This is a genomic window from Plantibacter sp. (assembly GCF_059073635.1).
Genome location: NZ_JCACOF010000009.1, coordinates 307,679 through 325,407 on the forward strand (window position 1 = coordinate 307,679; position 17,729 = coordinate 325,407).

Below are 17,729 nucleotides of genomic sequence, written 5' to 3' on the forward strand. Positions count from 1 at the left end.
CGGACCCCGCTCGCGGCGGGCTGGAAAGAGCTGATAATGCACATTATGTCAACTCATCTGAATCTGCCCCGCCCCGCGGCTCGGGTTCGGAGGTCCTGTCCCAGGATCACCGCGTGGACCCGGTCGCGGAGGTGCAACTTGGCGAAGATCCGGTTGACGTGCGTCTTGACCGTGGACGGCGACAGGTGGAGTGCGTCGGAGATCTCACGATTCGACAGCCCGGCGACGATGCATCCGAACACGTCGAGCTCGCGCGGGCTGAGCGGGTCCAGCGGGTGGGCTGTCCCACCTGCTCCCCCGTGCTCGCGCGACCGTCCACCGGAGGCATAGTGCTCGATGAGTCGCTTCGTGATCCTGGGTTCGACGACGGCATCACCGGCATGGATCGTCCGAACAGCCTCCTGCAACCGGTCTGGTGGGGTGCTCTTCAGCAGGAAGGCGCTGGCGCCGGCGTCGAGGCCCCCGAACGCGTACTCGTCGATGTCGAAGGTGGTGAGGATGAGGACGCGTGTGGCCGGGTGGACCGTGGTGATGATCCTGGTCGCTTCGACGCCTCCCATCCCGGGCATCCGCACATCCATGAGGACGACGTCCGGTCGCAGTTCCCGTGCACGCCGAATCGCCTCCTCACCCGTCGCCGCCTCCCCTACGACCTCGATGTCCGGCGCGGAGTCCAGGGTCAGCGCGCTGCCCACCCGGACGAGTTCCTGGTCGTCCACCACCAGCACGCTGATGATCGAGGGACTGGTCGTGCTCACGTCGCTGCTCCTCGGTCGATGTGCAGCGTCGCGCTCGTCGACCAGCCCCCGCCCGCGCAGGGCCCTGCTTCGCTCGTGCCGCCGTACGCCGCGGCTCGAGCGGCGATACCCGGAAGCCCCTGCCCACTCCCCTGGCTCGGAGCTCGAGTTCGGTGGGTGTCGATGCGGCCGTCGTCGGTGACCCGCACCGCGACGGTGCCGGGCGCCACGTCGATGCCGACCTCGACCCGCGTGGGGTCGACGGCGTACCGCAACACGTTGGTGAGCGACTCCTGGACGATCCGGTACACCGTCGTCACCAGAGCGGGCTGCTCCGGCATGGCCCCGCCGGAGCGGGTGAGCGTGACGGGCATGCCGGTGCTGCGGAAGACCTCGACGACCTCCTCCACGTCGGAGACGTTGTGTCCCGACCGGTGCAGACGCTGATCCAGCACCGCATCCCCCTCTCGGAGTACCTGCAGGACGCGGTTCATCTCGCCCAGCGCGCTGCGCCCGACGCCACCCAGCTGCGCGAGCGCTCGGGCCGACCGCTCGGGGTGCCGTTCCCAGCCGCTGGACGCCCCGTCCGCGAGGGAGATCATCGTCGACAGCGAGTGGGCGACGACATCGTGCATCTCCGCGGCGATCCGCTGCCGCTCCACCACCCGCGCCGTGGTGAGTCGTTGGTTCACGAGTTGGGTGAGGGCCGCTCGGCGCTGCGTCACACCGCGGGCGGCGACACCTGCGGCAAGAGCGAGCAGCGCCAGCGGTTCCAGCAACGACGGGGCCTGGGACGACCCCGTCATGAGCAGACGGACGAGCAGTCCCGCCGCAGGGAGCCCCACGAGGACCGCATAGCCCGACAGCGCGGTTCTGGTGGGCAGCATGGCGGCTACCGTATACAGCGCGACGGCGGCGGGCAGCGTCACCGGTGCGACGGGGGCGGGCAGGAGCACACCCGCCGTGTTCGCGAGCGCGACGGCGACGAGGATCGCCCGCGGATACCGACGCCGCCACAACAGGAGCACGCTCGAGAGGATCACCAACGGCAACCCCGGCCAGAGCGGTTGCGCACCCGGCAGGACCAGCCCGAGCGCCTGGACCAGGAGACAGGTCACAGCGACCAGTGCGTCGACCACACGCTGGTGGGCGCTGAACCAGCGCAGCACGCGTGTGCCGAGGACACGGTCGACCTCCGCGGCGTCCACGACCGGCTGGATCGCACTCATACCCTTGCCACCTCCACGCTGAGCTCGGCTCCCATTCTCCCTCGCGCCCCTCGTGAGCACCGTTCAGGCGTCGCGGCGCAGGAACGTGATCGCTGCGACGACGAACGACGCCAGCGTCCAGATCAGCAGAACGGCATACCCGGTCCACGGTCCCATCGGGTCCGTACCGGTCGGGGCGAGGAGCAGGGAGCCGGCCTGGATCGGGAAGAAGCGGGTGATCTCGGTGCCGTATTCGGAGAACATCTGCGGGATCACCGGCACGATGAGGAGGAGCACGATCGTCGCGAGCACCGCGGCGACGACGTTGCGGATGATGGTGCCGAGTGCGATTCCGAGGATGCTGAGGGCCGCCAGGTAGAGCCCGGATCCGAGCACCAACCGCGCCAGCTCGGGTGTCTCCAGCACATAGCCGTATCCGCCCCCGGCCAGGATGATGGGCGCGAGGGCGAACCCGACGGCTGAGCTGACGACACCGATGAGGAACGAGACACCCGCGATGATCGAGGCCTTCGCGACGAGCACCGCCGTCCGACGCGGAACCGCGAGCAGTGTCGTGCCGATCTGCGCGGACCGGTACTCGTTCGTGATCATCAGGACGGCGAGCACCGCGAGGACGATCCCGACGTAACCGGTCTTGTCGACGATCATCTCGGGGTAGGCGTCGTAGTTCGCCTGCGGTGACCCGCGGTCGCGGAAGACGTACGCCCAGGGCATCGCGATCCCGTTCGCGGTCAGCAGCAGGAACGCGAATCCTGCGAGGACGTGGTTCGAGGCGAGTCCACGGAACTTGATCCATTCGGAGACGATCGTGCCGCCGAGGCTGACCTCGCCTGCGGGGAAGCGCCGCACGACGGGTGCCGCGGCCATGTCGGTGGTGGTGCTCATGAGGATGGTCCTTTCGAGGGGGCGCGACGTCAGGCGGAGACGAATTCCTGCGCGTCGCGGGTCAGTCGGTTGTAGGCCTCTTCGAGGGTCTGGCGCAGGGGCGTCAGCTCGGTGATCAGCACTCCCGCCTCGTTTGCGGCACGGGCGATCTGCTCCGCGGAGAGGCCCTCCACGTCCAGCACGCCCGGCTCGCTCGACGCGACGGTCGCCCCCGCTGAGGTGATCCGGCGAGTGAGTGCAGGCGCATCGAGGGTGCGAACGCGGACACGACCGTCTCCCTGCTCGGTGAGCGAACCGATGGGTGCGTCCGCGATGATCTCGCCGCGACCGATGATGATCACGTGGTCCGCGATGAGCGCGAGCTCGTTCAGGAGGTGCGAGGACAGGAACACCGTCCGCCCCTCGGCCGCCAGCCGGGCCAGGAGCTCCCGGACCCAGGTCACGCCCTCGGGGTCCAGGCCGTTGACCGGCTCGTCGAGGATGAGCGTGCCCGGATCGCCCAGCAGTGCCGCGGCGATCCCCAAGCGCTGACCCATCCCGAGGGAGAACCCGCCGACCTTCTTCCTGGCGACCGCGCTGAGACCCGTCGCCTCGAGCACCTCGTCGACGCGCGAGCGCGGGATGCGGTGCGTCGCCGCGATCGAGGTGAGGTGGTTCAGCGCCGACCGCGAGCGGTGCGCCGCCCTCGCGTCCAGCAGAGCACCGACCTCGCGCAGCGGCGCGGCCAACGCTCGGTACTCAGAGCCGTCGATACGTGCACGACCAGCGGTGGGACGGTCGAGCCCGACGATCGAACGCATCGTCGTGGACTTGCCGGCGCCGTTCGGCCCCAGGAACCCGGTGACCTTGCCCGATTGGACACTGAAACTCACATCGCGCACCGCGTACGTGCCTCGGTAGGTCTTGGTCAGCCCCTCCACGTCGATCGTCATGGCGTCTTCCTCCTGCTCGTAGCGGTCACCTCGTGCCATCGACGCTACGGACGCGTGTGCGTCGGCGACTGCCAACCAGGGGTTGATCATCGTCGTCGGACTCCGCGGCGACCTGACTCGCCGAGCGTCCGGCCGCGAGGGAGCACCGCCTTGCGCTCCGAGCTGCGCGACATGATCGCATCGGCGGGGAAGTCAGCTCTGACCTGGACCGAATTGATAGAGTGCGTGCTCTAGAGTAGGTGCACTAGGAATACGGGAGCAGTCATGCCGAGAATCGTCGACCCACAGCGGTTCACCGCGCGCCAGACCGCGATCCTCGCTGCGGCCTACCGCTGTTTCGCCACCGAGGGGTATGAGACCACGTCGACGGCTGATATCTGCCGAGCGGCGGACATCTCCTCGGGGACCCTGTTCCACTACTTCCCCACCAAGCTCGACATCCTGGTCACGCTGCTGCGCGTGAGCGCCGCCTGGACCGAGGAGCAACTGCACCTCGCCACGCGCGCCGGGCCTGGGCGCCCTGCGTTGACCACCTATCTCGGCGCACTCGACCGCCAACGGGCCGCCGACCAGACGGTCGGTTTCGCTCGCGCGGTCCAGGGCATGGCGCATCTCCACGACCGTGGCGGCCGTCCTCGACGTCGAGCGGGACATGGTCGACCGCTTCCTCCTCGACCACATCACCGAGGCGGTTCGCACCAGCGCAGCCCGCTCCGACGCCACGCCGGAGCAGCTCGTCCGATGGGTGCGCTGGCTCGTCGACGGCAGCGCACTGCACGAGACGCCGGCGTCGAGCACAACGGGTGTCAGCGTCGCCGTCCGGTCGCTGCTCCTCCTCGGTTGACGGCGCAGACCACCGCGGTCGTCAGGCCGACGGAGCAGGTCGATCGGGGTCCTGGTCCCAGAGCGGCATCCCGAACTCGTTGACCGGGATGGCGGACTGCGCCGGGTCCGGAAGCCGCTCCCCCGTCGGGCAGGTCATGAAGTGATCGTGCCCGGAGGAACGGTCGAAGGTGTGCTCGGCGAGCGGATGGCCACAGACCGTGCACTGGCGGTCTTCGGTGTCCGACGTCTTCGTCTGCTCGTTCATGCGGGTCATGCTACGCCGACCGCCGGCGTCGACCACCCCGTTGCGCACGGGGCGCCGACCTGCTTCCGCCCCGAGCGCGACCCGTCAGACCTCTCCGAAGCCGGATTCGATGAGCGACGCCAGTGCCCCGATGGCATCCTCCGCGTCCGGACCGTCCGCCTGCAGCTCCACGACCGCCCCTTTGACGAGGCCCAGTGACATGATCCCGAGCAGGCTCTTGGCGTCCTTCCCGTTCACGACCACCTTGGCCGCGAACGTGCTCGCCAGCTTCACGAACTCCGCAGCGGGTCGAGCGTGGAGCCCGTCCTTGTTCCGCAGGGTCACGGAGGCTGCGGCGTGGGGCGCTGTCGGGTCGTCGGACCCACCCGCCCGAGTCGCCTCGTCGGCGCCGTGCTGGGCAGGGTCACCGCCGGCTGCAGACCGCGCGGCGTCCACGACCTCGTCGAGCGACGCGCCGGTCTGCGCGGCCACGGCTGCGGCGACCCCGCCTTCGACGAGCGGGGCGTCGACGATGCGTACCCGGCCTCGGACGTCGTCGTCGAGGAAGTCGAGTGCCGTCTCAGCGGTCAGGATCGCCGATCCCAGATCGCACAGCACCACCACCCCGGCCCCGGAGTCCACGGCGGCGATCCCGGCGGAGACCAGCTCGAAGCTCGTGCCGATCCCTCCCTCATCGGTACCGCCGGCTGCGGCGAGGGCCGCGTCGGGCGCCATCTGCCGCGCCAGGGCGATGAGCCCCTCCGCGATCAGCGCGCTGTGCGAGACGAAGACGAGGCCGACGGCTCCCCCGCTCATGCAGCACCCTCCCCAGCGGCGGCAGCCGCCGCTTGCAGGAGATAGGAGGTGGACTGCGCCCCAGGGTCGCGGTGCCCGATGGCCCGTTCTCCGAGGTAGCTGGCGCGCCCCTTGCGGGCGACGAGCGGTTCGGTCGCGGCGGCGCCACCCCACGCGGCGTCCGCGGCTGCGGCCAGCACCCGTGCCGGCGACTCCCCCGCCGCCGCCGCCGCGGATGCAGCGTCCACGGCGGGTGTCCACGCGTCGACCATGGTCTTGTCGCCGACCTCGGCCTTGCCACGGAGCACGATCCCGTCGCGTGCCGCCGTCAGCAGGGCGACGACGGCATCGGCGTCGAGGTCCTCCTGGCCGGCCACGGCGATCGACGCCTTGAGCAGCGCGGTGCCGTACAGCGGGCCGCTCGCGCCTCCGACGGTCGAGATGAGCGTCGTCGCGGCGAGCTTGAGGATGTCGGCGGGCGTCGCATCAGCAGGCTGCTCGTCGAGCTTCGGCAGGATCGCGGAGAACCCGCGGTCGAGGTTCTCGCCATGGTCGCCGTCCCCGATGTCGCGGTCGAGCGTGATCAGCTCCACCCGATGCTCTGCGACGACCGCCGCACTCCCCCGCATCCAGGCGATCGCCCAGGCTCCGTCCAATCCCATCCGTCTACCGTCCCCACCGGAGCGCCGCGGTCTGCACCGGGGCGTCCCACAATTCGATCAGTTCGTCGTCGAGTTTCAGGAGGGTGATCGACACACCCTGCATCTCGAGGCTGGTCGTGTAGTTCCCCACGAGCGACCGTGCCACCTCGATCCCGCGCTCCGCGAGCGCCTCGGCCACGCGGCGGAAGACGATGAAGAGCTCGACCTGCGGCGTCCCGCCCATCCCGTTCACGAGGACGAGGGCCCGCTCGCCCGGGCGCGTACGGAAGGTCCTCGAGGATGGCGGCGAGCAGCCGGTCGACGATCCGGTCGGCGGGCTCCAGCGGGATGCGTTCACGGCCGGGCTCACCGTGGATCCCGATGCCGATCTCGATCTCGTCGTCGGCCAGGGTGAAACTCGGCTCGCCCGCGTGCGGGACGACGCACGGGGTGAGTGCCACGCCCATCGTGCGGGTGCGCTCGTTGACCTTCGTCGCGAGGTCGGCGACCTCGTCGAGTCCTCCCCCGGCCTCGGCACGTGCGCCGGCGAGCTTCTCCACGAGGACGGTGCCGGCGACACCCCGTCGCCCCGCCGTGTAGAGCGAGTCCTTCACCGCGACGTCGTCGTCGACGATGACCGAGCGCACCTCGATGCCCTCGGCCAGCGCGAGGTCGGCCGCGGTCTCGAAGTTGAGGACGTCGCCCGTGTAGTTCTTGACGATGTGCAGGACGCCGGCACCACCGTCCACCGCCTTCGTGGCGGCGAGGATGGGGTCCGGAGTGGGCGAGGTGAACACCGGGCCGGGTACGGCGGCGTCGAGCATCCCGAATCCGACGAACCCGCCGTGGAGGGGCTCGTGCCCGCTGCCGCCGCCGCTCACGATCCCCACCTTCCCGGCGACCGGGGCATCGGCTCGGGCGATGAACACCGGGTCGAGCGACACGGTGACGAGGTCGGAGTGCGCGGCGCCGAATCCGGCCACCGCCTCGACGACGACGTCTTTGGGATCATTGATGAGCTTCTTCATTGAATCCTCCTGCAAGATCGGTTCGGGTCCGCCGACCGGGTATGCCGGCATCGGGTCTCAACCTACGCGCTGCGGCCCACCGCCGGTAGGGCCGGAAGACCCGGCCACGGCGCGGATCAGCGCGAGCCGAGCGTGCGGGTGGCGTCCACCCAGGCGTCGAGGGTCGCGGTCGCCGCACCCGAGTCGATGACGGCCGCGGCGGACACGAGTGCGGCGGCGAACCGCTCGAGGATCGGCCGCTGGGCCTGCGTCGGATCCTCCGACAGTTCGAACGCCACGATCCCGGCCGCGGCGTTCAGCAGGACGATGTCGCGGACCGGACCCTCCTCGCCGGCGAGCGTGGCGCGCACGACACCGGCATTGTGCTGGGCGTCACCGCCGATGAGATCGTCGATCGACGCACGGCGGATGCCGAGCTCCCGGGGATCCAGGTCGTGCTCGGTGACGGCTCCGCGGGTGACCTCCCAGAGGTGGCTGTGCCCTGTCGTCGTCAGTTCGTCGAGTCCGTCGTCGCCCCGGAAGACGAGGGCGGTCGCTCCGCGCGTCTGGAAGACGCCCACGAACAGCGGGATGCGGTCGGCGTGCGCGACGCCGACCGCCGACGCCTCCGGCCGGGCCGGGTTGACGAGCGGGCCCAGGAAGTTGAAGACCGTCGGCACGCCGAGCTCCGCACGGACCGGTCCAGCGTGGCCGAAACCGGGGTGGAACGCCGCCGCGTACGCGAAGGTGATGCCCGTCGACGCCAGCACCTCCCCCACCAGGTCCGTCGGCAGGGCGAGGTCGACGCCCAGCGCCGAGAGCACGTCGCTCGATCCCGAGGCGGAACTCGCCGCACGGTTGCCGTGCTTGATGACGGGGATGCCCGTCGCCGCGGCGACGATGGAGGCGGTCGTCGAGATGTTGACCGTGCCGAAGCGGTCGCCGCCGGTGCCGACGATGTCGAGGGCCCGGGACGGGGCGACGAGCGGCTTCGCGTGGTCGAGGATCGCGTCGCGGAACCCGACGATCTCGTCGACCGTCTCCCCCTTACGGCGCAACGCGATGAGGAAGCCGGCGAGCTGGGCGTCCGTCACCTGGCCGGTCATGATCCGCTCCATGGCCCACGTCGACTCCGACACACTGAGATCGGTTCCGGCGAGCAGGTCGCCGATGAGCGTCGGCCAGGTCGTGAGAGGCATGTCGACGATCTTACAAGCGCGACTCGCCGACGCCCCGAGCGGCCTGTGGAGCCGAAGATCACATGAATCCCGCAGCAGAACCGAAGATTCCGGTCAGGAAATAAGGCTAGCCTTACTGAACCGAGCGTGCTCGCCGCCCCCGAAATGCGAAAAACCGCTCCGGCTTTCGGCCATAATGGAGGGGTGACGAGCACCTCAATCAACCTTGCGCCGAGCGCGCCCCGGATCAACCGACCGAACACGGTCGCGGTTGGAACGATCGTCTGGCTGGGCAGCGAGGTCATGTTCTTCGCCGGCCTCTTCGCGATCTACTTCACGCTGCGATCGATGGCCCCCGAGCTGTGGGCGGCCGAGGCCGGTCGCCTGAACGTCCCGTACTCGACGATCAACACGATCATCCTCGTGTCCTCGTCGTTCACGTGCCAGTTCGGCGTCTTCGCAGCGGAGCGCATGCAGCCCCGCATGACGGGCTGGAGCCCGCGCAAGTGGGGCATGGTCGAGTGGTTCTTCCTCACCTACGCCCTGGGCGCCGTGTTCGTCTCCGGCCAGATCCTCGAGTACGCGACGCTCGTCAGCGAGGGCATCTCCCTCAGCTCGAACGCGTACGGCTCGGCGTTCTACCTCACGACCGGCTTCCACGGCCTGCACGTGACCGGTGGCCTCATCGCCTTCCTCCTCGTGATCGGCCGTGCCTACGCCGTCAAACGATTCGGCCACAAGGAGGCGACGAGCGCCATCGTCGTCTCGTACTACTGGCACTTCGTCGACGTCGTGTGGATCGGCCTCTACTTCGTCATCTACATCCTGCGCTGACCCGGAATGACTGACTCCATGAAGACTGACCCCACCCAGACGACGACCACCAAGGCGTCCAAGAAGGCCGCCCGCGCCACGCGCAAGAGCGGCCGCCGCAGCCCGTTCGCCTCGGCGGCGCTGCTCGCGATCGGCCTCCTCGTGACCGGTGGCGCCTACGCAGCCGTCAGCGTCAGCACGGCCAGCGCAGAGCCCGTCGCCGCCGCCAAGTCGCAGGCCTCCGTCGACGAGGGCGAGAAGCTCTTCTCCGCGAACTGCGCCACCTGCCACGGCCTCGACATGCAGGGCACGACCGCCGGACCGAGCCTCCTCGGCGTCGGTGCCGCCGCCGTCGACTTCCAGGTCGGCACCGGCCGGATGCCGCTGCAGAACCAGGGCCCGCAGGCCCCGGAGAAGCCCGTGCAGTTCACCGAGGAGCAGATCTCCTCCCTCGCGGCCTACGTCGCCTCGGTCGCACCCGGCCCGGAGATCCCCGAGGAGCAGTACCTCGACGGTGAGGGTGACGCCTCGAACGGCGCACAGCTCTTCCGCATCAACTGCGCGATGTGCCACAACGTCGCAGCCGCCGGTGGCGCCCTGACCGAGGGCAAGTACGCTCCCTCGCTCGTCGGCGTCAGCGCCGCCCACATCTACGAGGCCATGATCACCGGCCCGCAGAACATGCCCGTCTTCAACGACATGAACCTCTCCCCCGAGGACAAGCGCGACATCATCACCGCGCTCAAGTTCATGGAGAAGAACCCGTCACCGGGCGGCAACGACCTCGGCTCGCTCGGCCCCGTCTCCGAGGGCCTGTTCCTCTGGATCTTCGGCCTCGGCTCGATCGTGGCCCTCACCGTCTGGATCACCGCGAAGTCGAACTGACCGACGCGGATCGACAACACGTAAGAAGGAGCACCATGGCTCACGACAACTCGAGCGGCTCGGGTCACCCAGCCGCCGACTCGTCTGCCGATCCGTCCGCCCACGGGCAGGAGCTGCAGGTCGCGACCGGTACCGGGGTCATCTCCCGCGACGCCGTCGTCGACCCCGGCCTGCCTCCGCACCGGAAGCGCGTCACGGACCTCGACCCCAAGAAGGACAAGCGGGCCGAGCGCGCCGTCTACACCCTCTTCTACCTGTCGATCGCCGGCAGCGTCTGGGCGGTCGCCGCCTACATGGCGTTCCCGATCGAGCCCGAGGACATCGCCTCGGTCCGCCTGAACAACCTGTTCATCGGTCTCGGCATGGCGTTGGCCCTGCTCGCGATCGGTATCGGCGCCGTGCACTGGGGCAAGGCCCTCATGCACGACGAAGAAGGCATCGACTACCGTCACAAGGTCGGCGGCAACCAGGCCAGCCGCGATCGCGCGGTGGAGATCATGCACCAGGCGAACGTCGAGTCCGGCATCGGACGACGCGCGCTCATCCGCAACAGCCTCATCGGCTCGCTCATCGTCTTCCCGCTCCCGGGCATCGCGCTGTTCCGCGGTCTCGCGCCGTACGACGAAGACCCCGTCGAGCTCATGCAGCACACGATGTGGAAGGAAGGCACGCGCCTCGCCCGTGACCCTTCCGGTACGCCCATCAAGGCGTCCGACGTGACCCTCGGCAGTGCGTTCCACGTGATCCCCGAGAACCTCCACGAGGCCGATCACGTCCTCAACGAGAAGGCGAAGGCGATCGTGCTGCTCATGCGGCTGAAGCCCGAAGACCTCGTCGAGGAGGAGTCCAAGAAGGACTGGTCCTACGACGGCATCGTCGCCTACTCCAAGGTGTGCACGCACGTCGGTTGCCCGGTCGCGCTCTACGAGCAGCAGACGCACCACCTCCTCTGCCCCTGCCACCAGTCGCAGTTCGATGTCACGAACCACTGCGCGGTCATCTTCGGACCGGCCGCCCGGCCGCTTCCGCAGCTGCCGATCACCGTCGACGACGAGGGCTACCTCGTCGCGCGGAGCGACTTCCACGAACCTGTCGGCCCGAGCTTCTGGGAGCGTCATTGAGCACCTCGACCGCAACACGCGCCCCTGAGCAGGCCAAGGCCGCTCCGGCGAAGAGCTCCGGTGGATTCACCGGCGCCGCAGCGAACTACCTCGAAGAGCGGACGTCCATCTCGGTCGCCGTCAAGGAGTTCGGCCGCAAGATCTTCCCCGACCACTGGTCGTTCCTCCTCGGCGAGGTCGCGCTCTACAGCTTCGTCATCATCCTGCTGTCGGGCTCCTTCCTCACCTTCTTCTTCCAGGCATCGATGGCGGAGGTCCACTACGACGGGTCCTTCGTCCCGCTGAAGAACATCGAGATGTCCGTCGCCATGGCGTCGACGCTCGACATCTCCTTCGACATCCGCGGCGGCCTCCTGATGCGTCAGGTGCACCACTGGGCGGCCCTGCTGTTCGTGGCGTCCATCGGCCTGCACATGCTGCGCATCTTCTTCACCGGTGCGTTCCGCAAGCCGCGTGAGCTGAACTGGGTGATCGGTTTCGTCCTGTTCATCCTGGCCATGGCCGAGGGCTTCACCGGGTACTCGCTGCCCGACGACCTGCTCTCCGGTAACGGTCTGCGGATCATCGACGGCATGGTCAAGGGTCTGCCCATCATCGGCACGTGGACGACCTTCCTGCTCTTCGGCGGGGAGTTCCCGGGCACCGACATCGTCGGCCGCCTCTACACGCTCCACATCCTGCTCCTGCCGGCGCTGGTGCTGCTCTTCATCGCCCTGCACCTGGTGTTCGTCGTCGTGCACAAGCACACGCAGTTCCCGGGCGCCGGTCGCACCGAGCAGAACGTGGTCGGATTCCCCGTCCTCCCCGTCTACGCGGCGAAGGCCGGTGGCTTCTTCTTCATCGTCTTCGGTGTCGTGATGCTCATCGCCTCGCTGTTCACGATCAACCCGATCTGGAACTACGGACCGTACGACCCCTCCCCGGTCTCGGCGGGTACGCAGCCTGACTGGTACATCGGGTTCGCCGACGGCGCGCTCCGACTGGTTCCGCCGCACCTCGAGTTCGTCCTCTGGGATCACACGTTCTCGTTCAACATCATCCTTCCCGTCCTCGTCCTGGGTCTGTTCATCGTCACGGTGTTCATCTACCCGTTCGTCGAGGCGTGGATCACGGGTGACAAGCGCGAGCACCACATCCTCGACCGTCCGCGCAACGCGCCGACCCGCACCGCCATCGGTGCTGCCGGTGTCACCTTCTACGCCGCCCTCTGGGCTGCTGCGAGCTCGGACATCATCGCCACGCACTTCAAGGTGACGATGGAGGGCGTGATCCACACGCTGCAGGCGATCCTCATCCTCGGACCGTTCATCGCCTACTTCATCGCGAAGCGCACCTGCCTGGCGCTGCAGAAGAAGGATCGCGAGATCCTCCTCCACGGCTACGAGACCGGGCGCATCGTCCGCCTCCCCGGTGGCGAGTTCATCGAGGTCCACGAGCCCGTCGACGAGTACGAGCGCTGGCGCCTCGCGAGCTACGACGACCACAAGCCGTTGATGATCCGTCCGAACGCCAAGGGCAAGATCACCGGTGTCCAGAAGGCTCGCGCCGCGATGTCCCGCTGGTTCTTCGAGGATCGGATCGCTCCGGTCACGAACACGGAGATCGAACGTTCCCACGGCGACCACCACTAGGCGGATCCTCTTGGAAAGCCCCGCAGTCCTCACGGACTGCGGGGCTTTCGTCGTTGGGGGCGGGGATCGCCGAACTGCGCCGCGGCAAGACGCGTGCGACAGCGGACGTCCGTGCAGTCCCGCTCCCCCGTTCTCCGGGCGCCGAAGGCCGCTGCGGATGAGGTGAGCCCTTCGACACGCTGCAGGGACCCGCGTTCGCTCACCGCGGTTCACCGGCATTCCTGCTGCGACAGCACACGATGTGAGCCGATCGACCGGCCCCGGGGGCGACGTTCCCGACCCAGGGTGATCGTGGCCGTACTGAGGAGACACCGGACTACGGCTGCCCTTCGACGGGCTCAGGGACCGGAATGCCTGCGCCAGATCTCTTCGTACGCACCCTGAGTCCTCTGTGGGCGGCGCGCGCCCCCGACAGGCTCAGGGCCAGGTTCGCACTCTGCGCCCGGGGCTCTTCGATACGCACGCTGAGTCCTCTGCGGCGGCGGTGTGCGCCCCTCGACAGCCTCAGAGACCGGGGACCGCTCCCCTGGTCTATCAGACGTGCGCAGGGGTCACCGGAGTACGGCTGCCACTGTGAGCAGCCTGGCCGGCCGGAAGGGTGACGGTCACGACCTTCGGGGTGGTCCCCGCACCATGCCGGCTGCTTGTTCTCCACGTCCAGGCGCGCACTGGAACACGAAAGAGCCCCCGAGCATGGCTCGGGGGCTCTTCGATGACAGCTTGGGGATCAGCCCAGCGGGAGGATCTTCTTGTAGAACTCCGCCGTCACGTTGTAGCCGAGACGACGGTAGAAGTCGCCGGCTCGAGAGGTGGACATCGTCAGCTGGCGCGCACCGCGCTCGACGGCGTAGTGCTCGTTCGCCTCGACCAGGGCCGAACCGATGCCGGCGCCGCGGGCGGTCTCGTCGACGACGAGCTCCTGCAGGTGGGCGGTCAGGCCGGCCGCGTGCAGCAGCCGGGACACCGTCATCAGGGTGTATCCGACGACACGATCCGCTTCGTCGACCGCGACGTACAGCACGTTGGTCTCGTCTTCACGAGGGCGCATGACGTTGTTGTACGCAGCCATGAAGTCGTCCGCAGCAGGCGGGATGGACCCGGTGATCAGCTGGCCGGCCAGCGCGAAGACGGCTGAACGGTCGTCGGGCTGACCACGACGGATGCTGAACGAGGCGACCATCAGCGTGCGAAGTATCCGCGGTAGTACTCGTAGTTCCAACCGACGACCGCGATGACGACCAGCGGGATGCCGATGATCGCGATCCAGAACCCGACCGCCAGACCGAGCACGAGCAGACCGCACGCACCGGCGAGGATGATGGGCCACCAGCTCCACGGGCTGAAGTGCCCGATCTCCGGGTCGCCGTCGTCGATGTTGGCCGTCAGCGTGTCCTCGGGGAGCTCGGCGCCCTGGCTCTTGTGCACCCGGCTGAGGTAGAAGCCGAGGAAGGCGCTCAGGATCGCGGCGAGAGCCAGGGTGACCGTGCCGACCCACTCGACCCGACCGTGCAGCGGATCGACGAGCGACCACACCGTGTAGACCGCGCAGAGGAGGGCGCAGAACACCGTCAGGATCGTGAAGAGGATGATATTGGCGCGCATGGCGGCTACTTCACCTTTCCGGCGTCGATGTCGAGCGTGGGTGCGTCAGGCGCGTCCTTCGCGGGACCGACGCCGACCGGGATACCGACCTCGGGGTGGTGGAGGTCGAAGGCCGGGCGCTCCGAGCGGATGCGCGGGATGGAGACGAAGTTGTGACGCGGCGGGGGCGAGCTGGTCGCCCACTCGAGCGATCCCCCGTAACCCCACGGGTCGTCCTCGGTGACGCGAGGAGCCTTCCGGATCGTGATGTACACGTTCAGGAAGAAGGGCAGCAGCGAGATGGCGAGGATGAACGAGCCCACGGTCGACAGCTGGTTCATCCAGGTGAAGCCGTCCTCGGGCGAGTACGTCGCGTAGCGGCGCGGGAACCCGATGACGCCCAGCCAGTGCTGGATGAGGAACGTCGTGTGGAAGCCGATGAAGAGCAGCCAGAAGTGCCAGTAGCCGAGCTTCTCGTTGAGCATCTTGCCCGTCCACTTCGGCCACCAGAAGTAGAAGCCGGCGAACATGGCGAACACGACCGTGCCGAACACGACGTAGTGGAAGTGCGCCACGACGAAGTAGGAGTCGGAGACGTGGAAGTCGAGCGGCGGCGAGGCGAGGATGACACCGGTGAGTCCACCGAAGACGAAGGTGATCAGGAAGCCGATCGACCAGAGCATCGGGGTCTCGAAGGTGACCGAACCGCGCCACATCGTGCCCAGCCAGTTGAAGATCTTCACGCCGGTCGGAACCGCGATGAGCATCGTCATGAGGGCGAAGAACGGCAGGAGCACCGATCCGGTGACGTACATGTGGTGCGCCCACACGGTCACGGAGAGCGCAGCGATCGCGATCGTCGCGTAGATCAGGGTCTTGTAGCCGAAGATCGGCTTGCGGCTGAACACCGGGAAGATCTCGGACACGATGCCGAAGAACGGCAGCGCGATGATGTAGACCTCGGGGTGCCCGAAGAACCAGAACAGGTGCTGCCACAGGATGACACCGCCGTTGGCCGCGTCGTAGATGTGGGCGTCGAACACGCGGTCCGCTGCGAGGCCGAAGAGGGCCGCTGCGAGCACCGGGAACGCCATCAGGACGAGGATGGACGTCACGAGGACGTTCCACGTGAAGATCGGCATGCGGAACATCGTCATGCCAGGGGCGCGCATCGTGATGATCGTGGTGATGAAGTTGACACCACCGAGGATGGTGCCGAAGCCGCTGAGCGCCAGGCCGAGGACCCAGAGATTGCCTCCGAGCCCTGGCGAGAACGTCGTACTCGACAGTGGCGCATAGGCGAACCAGCCGAAGGCGGCGGCACCCTGCGGGGTGAGGAAGCCACCGACGGCGATGAGGCTACCGAAGGCGTAGAGCCAGAACGCGAAGGCGTTCAGTCGCGGGAAGGCGACGTCCGGTGCGCCGATCTGCAGCGGCATGAGCGCGTTCGCGAACCCGGCGAAGAGCGGCGTCGCGAACATGAGGAGCATGATCGTGCCGTGCATCGTGAAGAGCTGGTTGTACTGCTCCTTGGTCTCCACGATCGTGCCGCCGGGCTCGAAGAGCTGGGCGCGGATGATGAGCGCCATCACGCCGCCGAGGCAGAAGAAGATGAACGAGGCGATCAGGTACATGTACCCGATGGTCTTGTGGTCGGTGGAGGTGATCCACTTGACCAGGATGTTGCCCTTGCGCTCGACCGAGGTGCGTCCGACGACGCTCGCCTGGCCTGCGGGAAGCGTGGTGGAGGTCATTCCCCGTCTCCGTGCTCTTCGAGACCTGCCGGCGCCTTGGTGCCGGGGAGGTTGCTGTTGCGATCGTATTCCGTGCCGTAGTCGCCGATGTTGCCCGACTCGGCCAGGTCTTCGAGGTGCTTGTCGTACTCGGCCTGCGAGACGACCTTCACGTTGAAGAGCATGAGCGAGTGGTACTCGCCACAGAGCTCGGCGCACTTGCCGGCGTACGTGCCCTCGCGCTCAGGGGTGAAGGACATGTAGTTCGTCTTGCCCGGGATCATGTCCTTCTTGTAGAGGAAGTCGATGACCCAGAAGGAGTGGATGACGTCGCGCGACTGCAGCGCGATCTTCACCGTCTTGCCGACGGGCAGGTAGAGCGTGGGGAGTGCGTCCTGGTCGATGACGCCACCGGGCTTCTCATCGGCCTGCACGCCTGCGGTCCAGACGTCCTGGCCGTTGACGGCCTCGTCGTACACGAAGTCCCACGCCCACTGCTTGGCGAAGACCTCGATGGCCACGTCGGGATCCTCGTACTGGGTCTCGATCGCGTTCTGGTCGCGCGCCGTGAAGGCGAAGAAGCCGAGGACCAGGATGAGCGGGACGATCGTGTAGAAGATCTCGATCGGCATGTTGTACCGCAGCTGGACCGGGAGACCGGTCTGCCCCTTGCGGCGTCGGTACACGATGACGGCCCAGATGATGAGCCCCCACGTGATGACACCGACTGCGAGCAGCACCAGCCATGCCGTCACCCACAGGCCCGCGATGCGGTCCGTGTGGTTCGTGACGGGAGATTCGCCCTCGACGAATCCCGGCAGGTAACCATGCAGTTCCGCCTGCGTACAACCCGCCAGGACTATGGCGAGTGTGGCTGCGACCGGAATGGCAGCCCATCTGAGACGACGAGTCGAGCGCACCTCTGAAACCTTTCGAATACACACCTGTGGATCGCCCCCCAGTCTAGTGGGGATGGGCGGTGAACGCCGGACCATTCGCGTCCGCGGTGCGGGATCGTGACCGGAATGACGAAGGGGAAACCACCCGCGACCGGGTAATTTCCCCTTCAGGAAGAATCTGGCTCAGTGGAAGCTGTCGCCGCAGGCGCAGCTGCCCTCGGCATTGGGGTTGTCGATGGTGAACCCCTGCTTCTGGATGGTGTCCTCGAAGTCGATCTTGGCGCCGTCGAGGTAGGGGACGCTCATCTTGTCGACGATGACCTCGACGCCGTCGAAGTCGACCGTGGCGTCGCCGTCGAGCATGCGCTCGTCGAAGTACAGCTGGTAGATGAGGCCCGAGCACCCACCCGGCTGGACGGCCACGCGGAGACGGAGGTCGTCGCGACCCTCCTGCTCGAGGAGGCTCTTGACCTTCTGCGCCGCCGTGTCGGACAGGCCGACGCCGTGAGCCGCGTCGATCTTGGTCTCGGTCAGGATGGTGTCGCTCATGATGCTCCTCGCGAGGTCTGGCGGCGCCGGGTCGACGCCTGTGT

At 67.8% G+C, this 17,729-nt stretch carries 18 protein-coding genes and 2 pseudogenes; 6 read left to right on the forward strand and 14 right to left on the reverse strand.

Annotated features, from left to right (window positions below; translation table 11 throughout):
- Positions 1 to 53: 53 nt before the first annotated feature.
- The 4 genes from AC5JOC_RS11435 to AC5JOC_RS11450 all read right to left on the reverse strand — a co-directional run bounded on the left by AC5JOC_RS11435 (position 54) and on the right by AC5JOC_RS11450 (position 3,783).
- Positions 54 to 758 (reverse strand): response regulator transcription factor, encoded by a 705-nt coding sequence (locus AC5JOC_RS11435; RefSeq protein ID WP_494246450.1) that lies wholly within the window; start codon positions 756 to 758, stop codon positions 54 to 56.
- A complete protein-coding gene (locus AC5JOC_RS11440) occupies positions 755 to 1,966 on the reverse strand; it encodes a sensor histidine kinase (RefSeq protein ID WP_494246451.1) in 1,212 nt (403 codons plus the stop codon). Before AC5JOC_RS11440 ends, AC5JOC_RS11435 begins: the two co-directional genes overlap by 4 nt.
- 63 nt (positions 1,967 to 2,029) lie before the next feature.
- The gene (locus AC5JOC_RS11445) at positions 2,030 to 2,851 is read right to left on the reverse strand and encodes an ABC transporter permease (protein WP_494246452.1); all 822 of its coding nucleotides are present in this window, start codon (positions 2,849 to 2,851) and stop codon (positions 2,030 to 2,032) included.
- Positions 2,852 to 2,880: 29 nt separating this feature from the next.
- Complete coding sequence (locus AC5JOC_RS11450) at positions 2,881 to 3,783, reverse strand: ATP-binding cassette domain-containing protein (RefSeq protein ID WP_494246453.1); 903 nt, start codon at positions 3,781 to 3,783, stop codon at positions 2,881 to 2,883.
- A 264-nt stretch (positions 3,784 to 4,047) separates the two neighbouring features.
- Between AC5JOC_RS11450 and AC5JOC_RS11455 the strand changes: the two are divergent.
- Both AC5JOC_RS11455 and AC5JOC_RS11460 read left to right on the forward strand, forming a co-directional pair.
- Positions 4,048 to 4,215: pseudogene (locus AC5JOC_RS11455) on the forward strand (TetR/AcrR family transcriptional regulator); the annotation flags it as partial.
- 190 nt (positions 4,216 to 4,405) lie between these two features.
- Positions 4,406 to 4,627, forward strand: coding sequence for a hypothetical protein (locus tag AC5JOC_RS11460; protein WP_494246492.1), 222 nt, complete (start codon positions 4,406 to 4,408; stop codon positions 4,625 to 4,627).
- 21 nt (positions 4,628 to 4,648) lie between these two features.
- Here AC5JOC_RS11460 and AC5JOC_RS11465 read toward each other — a convergent pair whose 3' ends face one another.
- The 5 genes and pseudogenes from AC5JOC_RS11465 to trpD form a co-directional block, all read right to left on the reverse strand.
- Positions 4,649 to 4,873: a hypothetical protein gene (locus tag AC5JOC_RS11465; protein ID WP_124769389.1), complete on the reverse strand. Its 225-nt coding sequence runs from the start codon at positions 4,871 to 4,873 to the stop codon at positions 4,649 to 4,651.
- Positions 4,874 to 4,957: 84 nt separating this feature from the next.
- Complete coding sequence (gene dhaM / locus AC5JOC_RS11470) at positions 4,958 to 5,668, reverse strand: dihydroxyacetone kinase phosphoryl donor subunit DhaM (protein WP_494246454.1); 711 nt, start codon at positions 5,666 to 5,668, stop codon at positions 4,958 to 4,960.
- Entirely contained in the window at positions 5,665 to 6,309 is a 645-nt protein-coding gene (dhaL, locus tag AC5JOC_RS11475) for a dihydroxyacetone kinase subunit DhaL (protein ID WP_137241634.1), read from the reverse strand. The genes dhaM and dhaL overlap by 4 nt, the downstream gene beginning before the upstream one ends.
- Positions 6,310 to 6,313: 4 nt before the next feature.
- Positions 6,314 to 7,316: pseudogene (dhaK, locus tag AC5JOC_RS11480) on the reverse strand (dihydroxyacetone kinase subunit DhaK).
- Positions 7,317 to 7,432: 116 nt separating this feature from the next.
- Positions 7,433 to 8,494, reverse strand: a complete 1,062-nt coding sequence (gene trpD, locus AC5JOC_RS11485) for an anthranilate phosphoribosyltransferase (RefSeq protein ID WP_124769392.1) — start codon at positions 8,492 to 8,494, stop codon at positions 7,433 to 7,435.
- A 183-nt stretch (positions 8,495 to 8,677) separates the two neighbouring features.
- Between trpD and ctaE the strand changes: the two genes are divergently transcribed.
- Genes ctaE through qcrB form a run of 4 tightly spaced genes read left to right on the forward strand, consistent with a single transcriptional unit; the run spans position 8,678 to position 12,923 of the window.
- Positions 8,678 to 9,307 carry an aa3-type cytochrome oxidase subunit III gene (gene ctaE, locus AC5JOC_RS11490; protein WP_428844491.1) on the forward strand — a complete coding sequence of 210 codons (630 nt, stop codon included), beginning with the start codon at positions 8,678 to 8,680 and terminating at the stop codon, positions 9,305 to 9,307.
- Between the two features lie 18 nt (positions 9,308 to 9,325).
- The gene (qcrC, locus tag AC5JOC_RS11495) at positions 9,326 to 10,171 is read left to right on the forward strand and encodes a cytochrome bc1 complex diheme cytochrome c subunit (RefSeq protein WP_064296976.1); all 846 of its coding nucleotides are present in this window, start codon (positions 9,326 to 9,328) and stop codon (positions 10,169 to 10,171) included.
- A 35-nt stretch (positions 10,172 to 10,206) separates the two neighbouring features.
- Positions 10,207 to 11,292, forward strand: a complete 1,086-nt coding sequence (qcrA, locus tag AC5JOC_RS11500) for a cytochrome bc1 complex Rieske iron-sulfur subunit (protein ID WP_085510950.1) — start codon at positions 10,207 to 10,209, stop codon at positions 11,290 to 11,292.
- Positions 11,289 to 12,923, forward strand: coding sequence for a cytochrome bc1 complex cytochrome b subunit (qcrB, locus tag AC5JOC_RS11505; RefSeq protein ID WP_064296978.1), 1,635 nt, complete (start codon positions 11,289 to 11,291; stop codon positions 12,921 to 12,923). The genes qcrA and qcrB overlap by 4 nt, the downstream gene beginning before the upstream one ends.
- 727 nt (positions 12,924 to 13,650) lie before the next feature.
- Here the strand turns inward: qcrB and AC5JOC_RS11510 are convergent.
- From AC5JOC_RS11510 to erpA, 5 genes are all read right to left on the reverse strand, one after another.
- Positions 13,651 to 14,103: a GNAT family N-acetyltransferase gene (locus AC5JOC_RS11510; RefSeq protein ID WP_494246455.1), complete on the reverse strand. Its 453-nt coding sequence runs from the start codon at positions 14,101 to 14,103 to the stop codon at positions 13,651 to 13,653.
- Complete coding sequence (locus tag AC5JOC_RS11515) at positions 14,103 to 14,525, reverse strand: cytochrome c oxidase subunit 4 (RefSeq protein ID WP_064296980.1); 423 nt, start codon at positions 14,523 to 14,525, stop codon at positions 14,103 to 14,105. The genes AC5JOC_RS11510 and AC5JOC_RS11515 overlap by 1 nt, the downstream gene beginning before the upstream one ends.
- A gap of 5 nt (positions 14,526 to 14,530) precedes the next feature.
- The gene (gene ctaD / locus AC5JOC_RS11520; RefSeq protein WP_064296981.1) at positions 14,531 to 16,258 is read right to left on the reverse strand and encodes an aa3-type cytochrome oxidase subunit I; all 1,728 of its coding nucleotides are present in this window, start codon (positions 16,256 to 16,258) and stop codon (positions 14,531 to 14,533) included.
- On the reverse strand, positions 16,255 to 17,157 hold the full coding sequence (ctaC, locus tag AC5JOC_RS11525) for an aa3-type cytochrome oxidase subunit II (RefSeq protein ID WP_079706003.1): 903 nt from the start codon (positions 17,155 to 17,157) through the stop codon (positions 16,255 to 16,257). The genes ctaD and ctaC overlap by 4 nt, the downstream gene beginning before the upstream one ends.
- Before the next feature lie 162 nt (positions 17,158 to 17,319).
- Positions 17,320 to 17,685, reverse strand: coding sequence for an iron-sulfur cluster insertion protein ErpA (gene erpA / locus AC5JOC_RS11530; RefSeq protein WP_064296983.1), 366 nt, complete (start codon positions 17,683 to 17,685; stop codon positions 17,320 to 17,322).
- Positions 17,686 to 17,729: the final 44 nt, after the last annotated feature.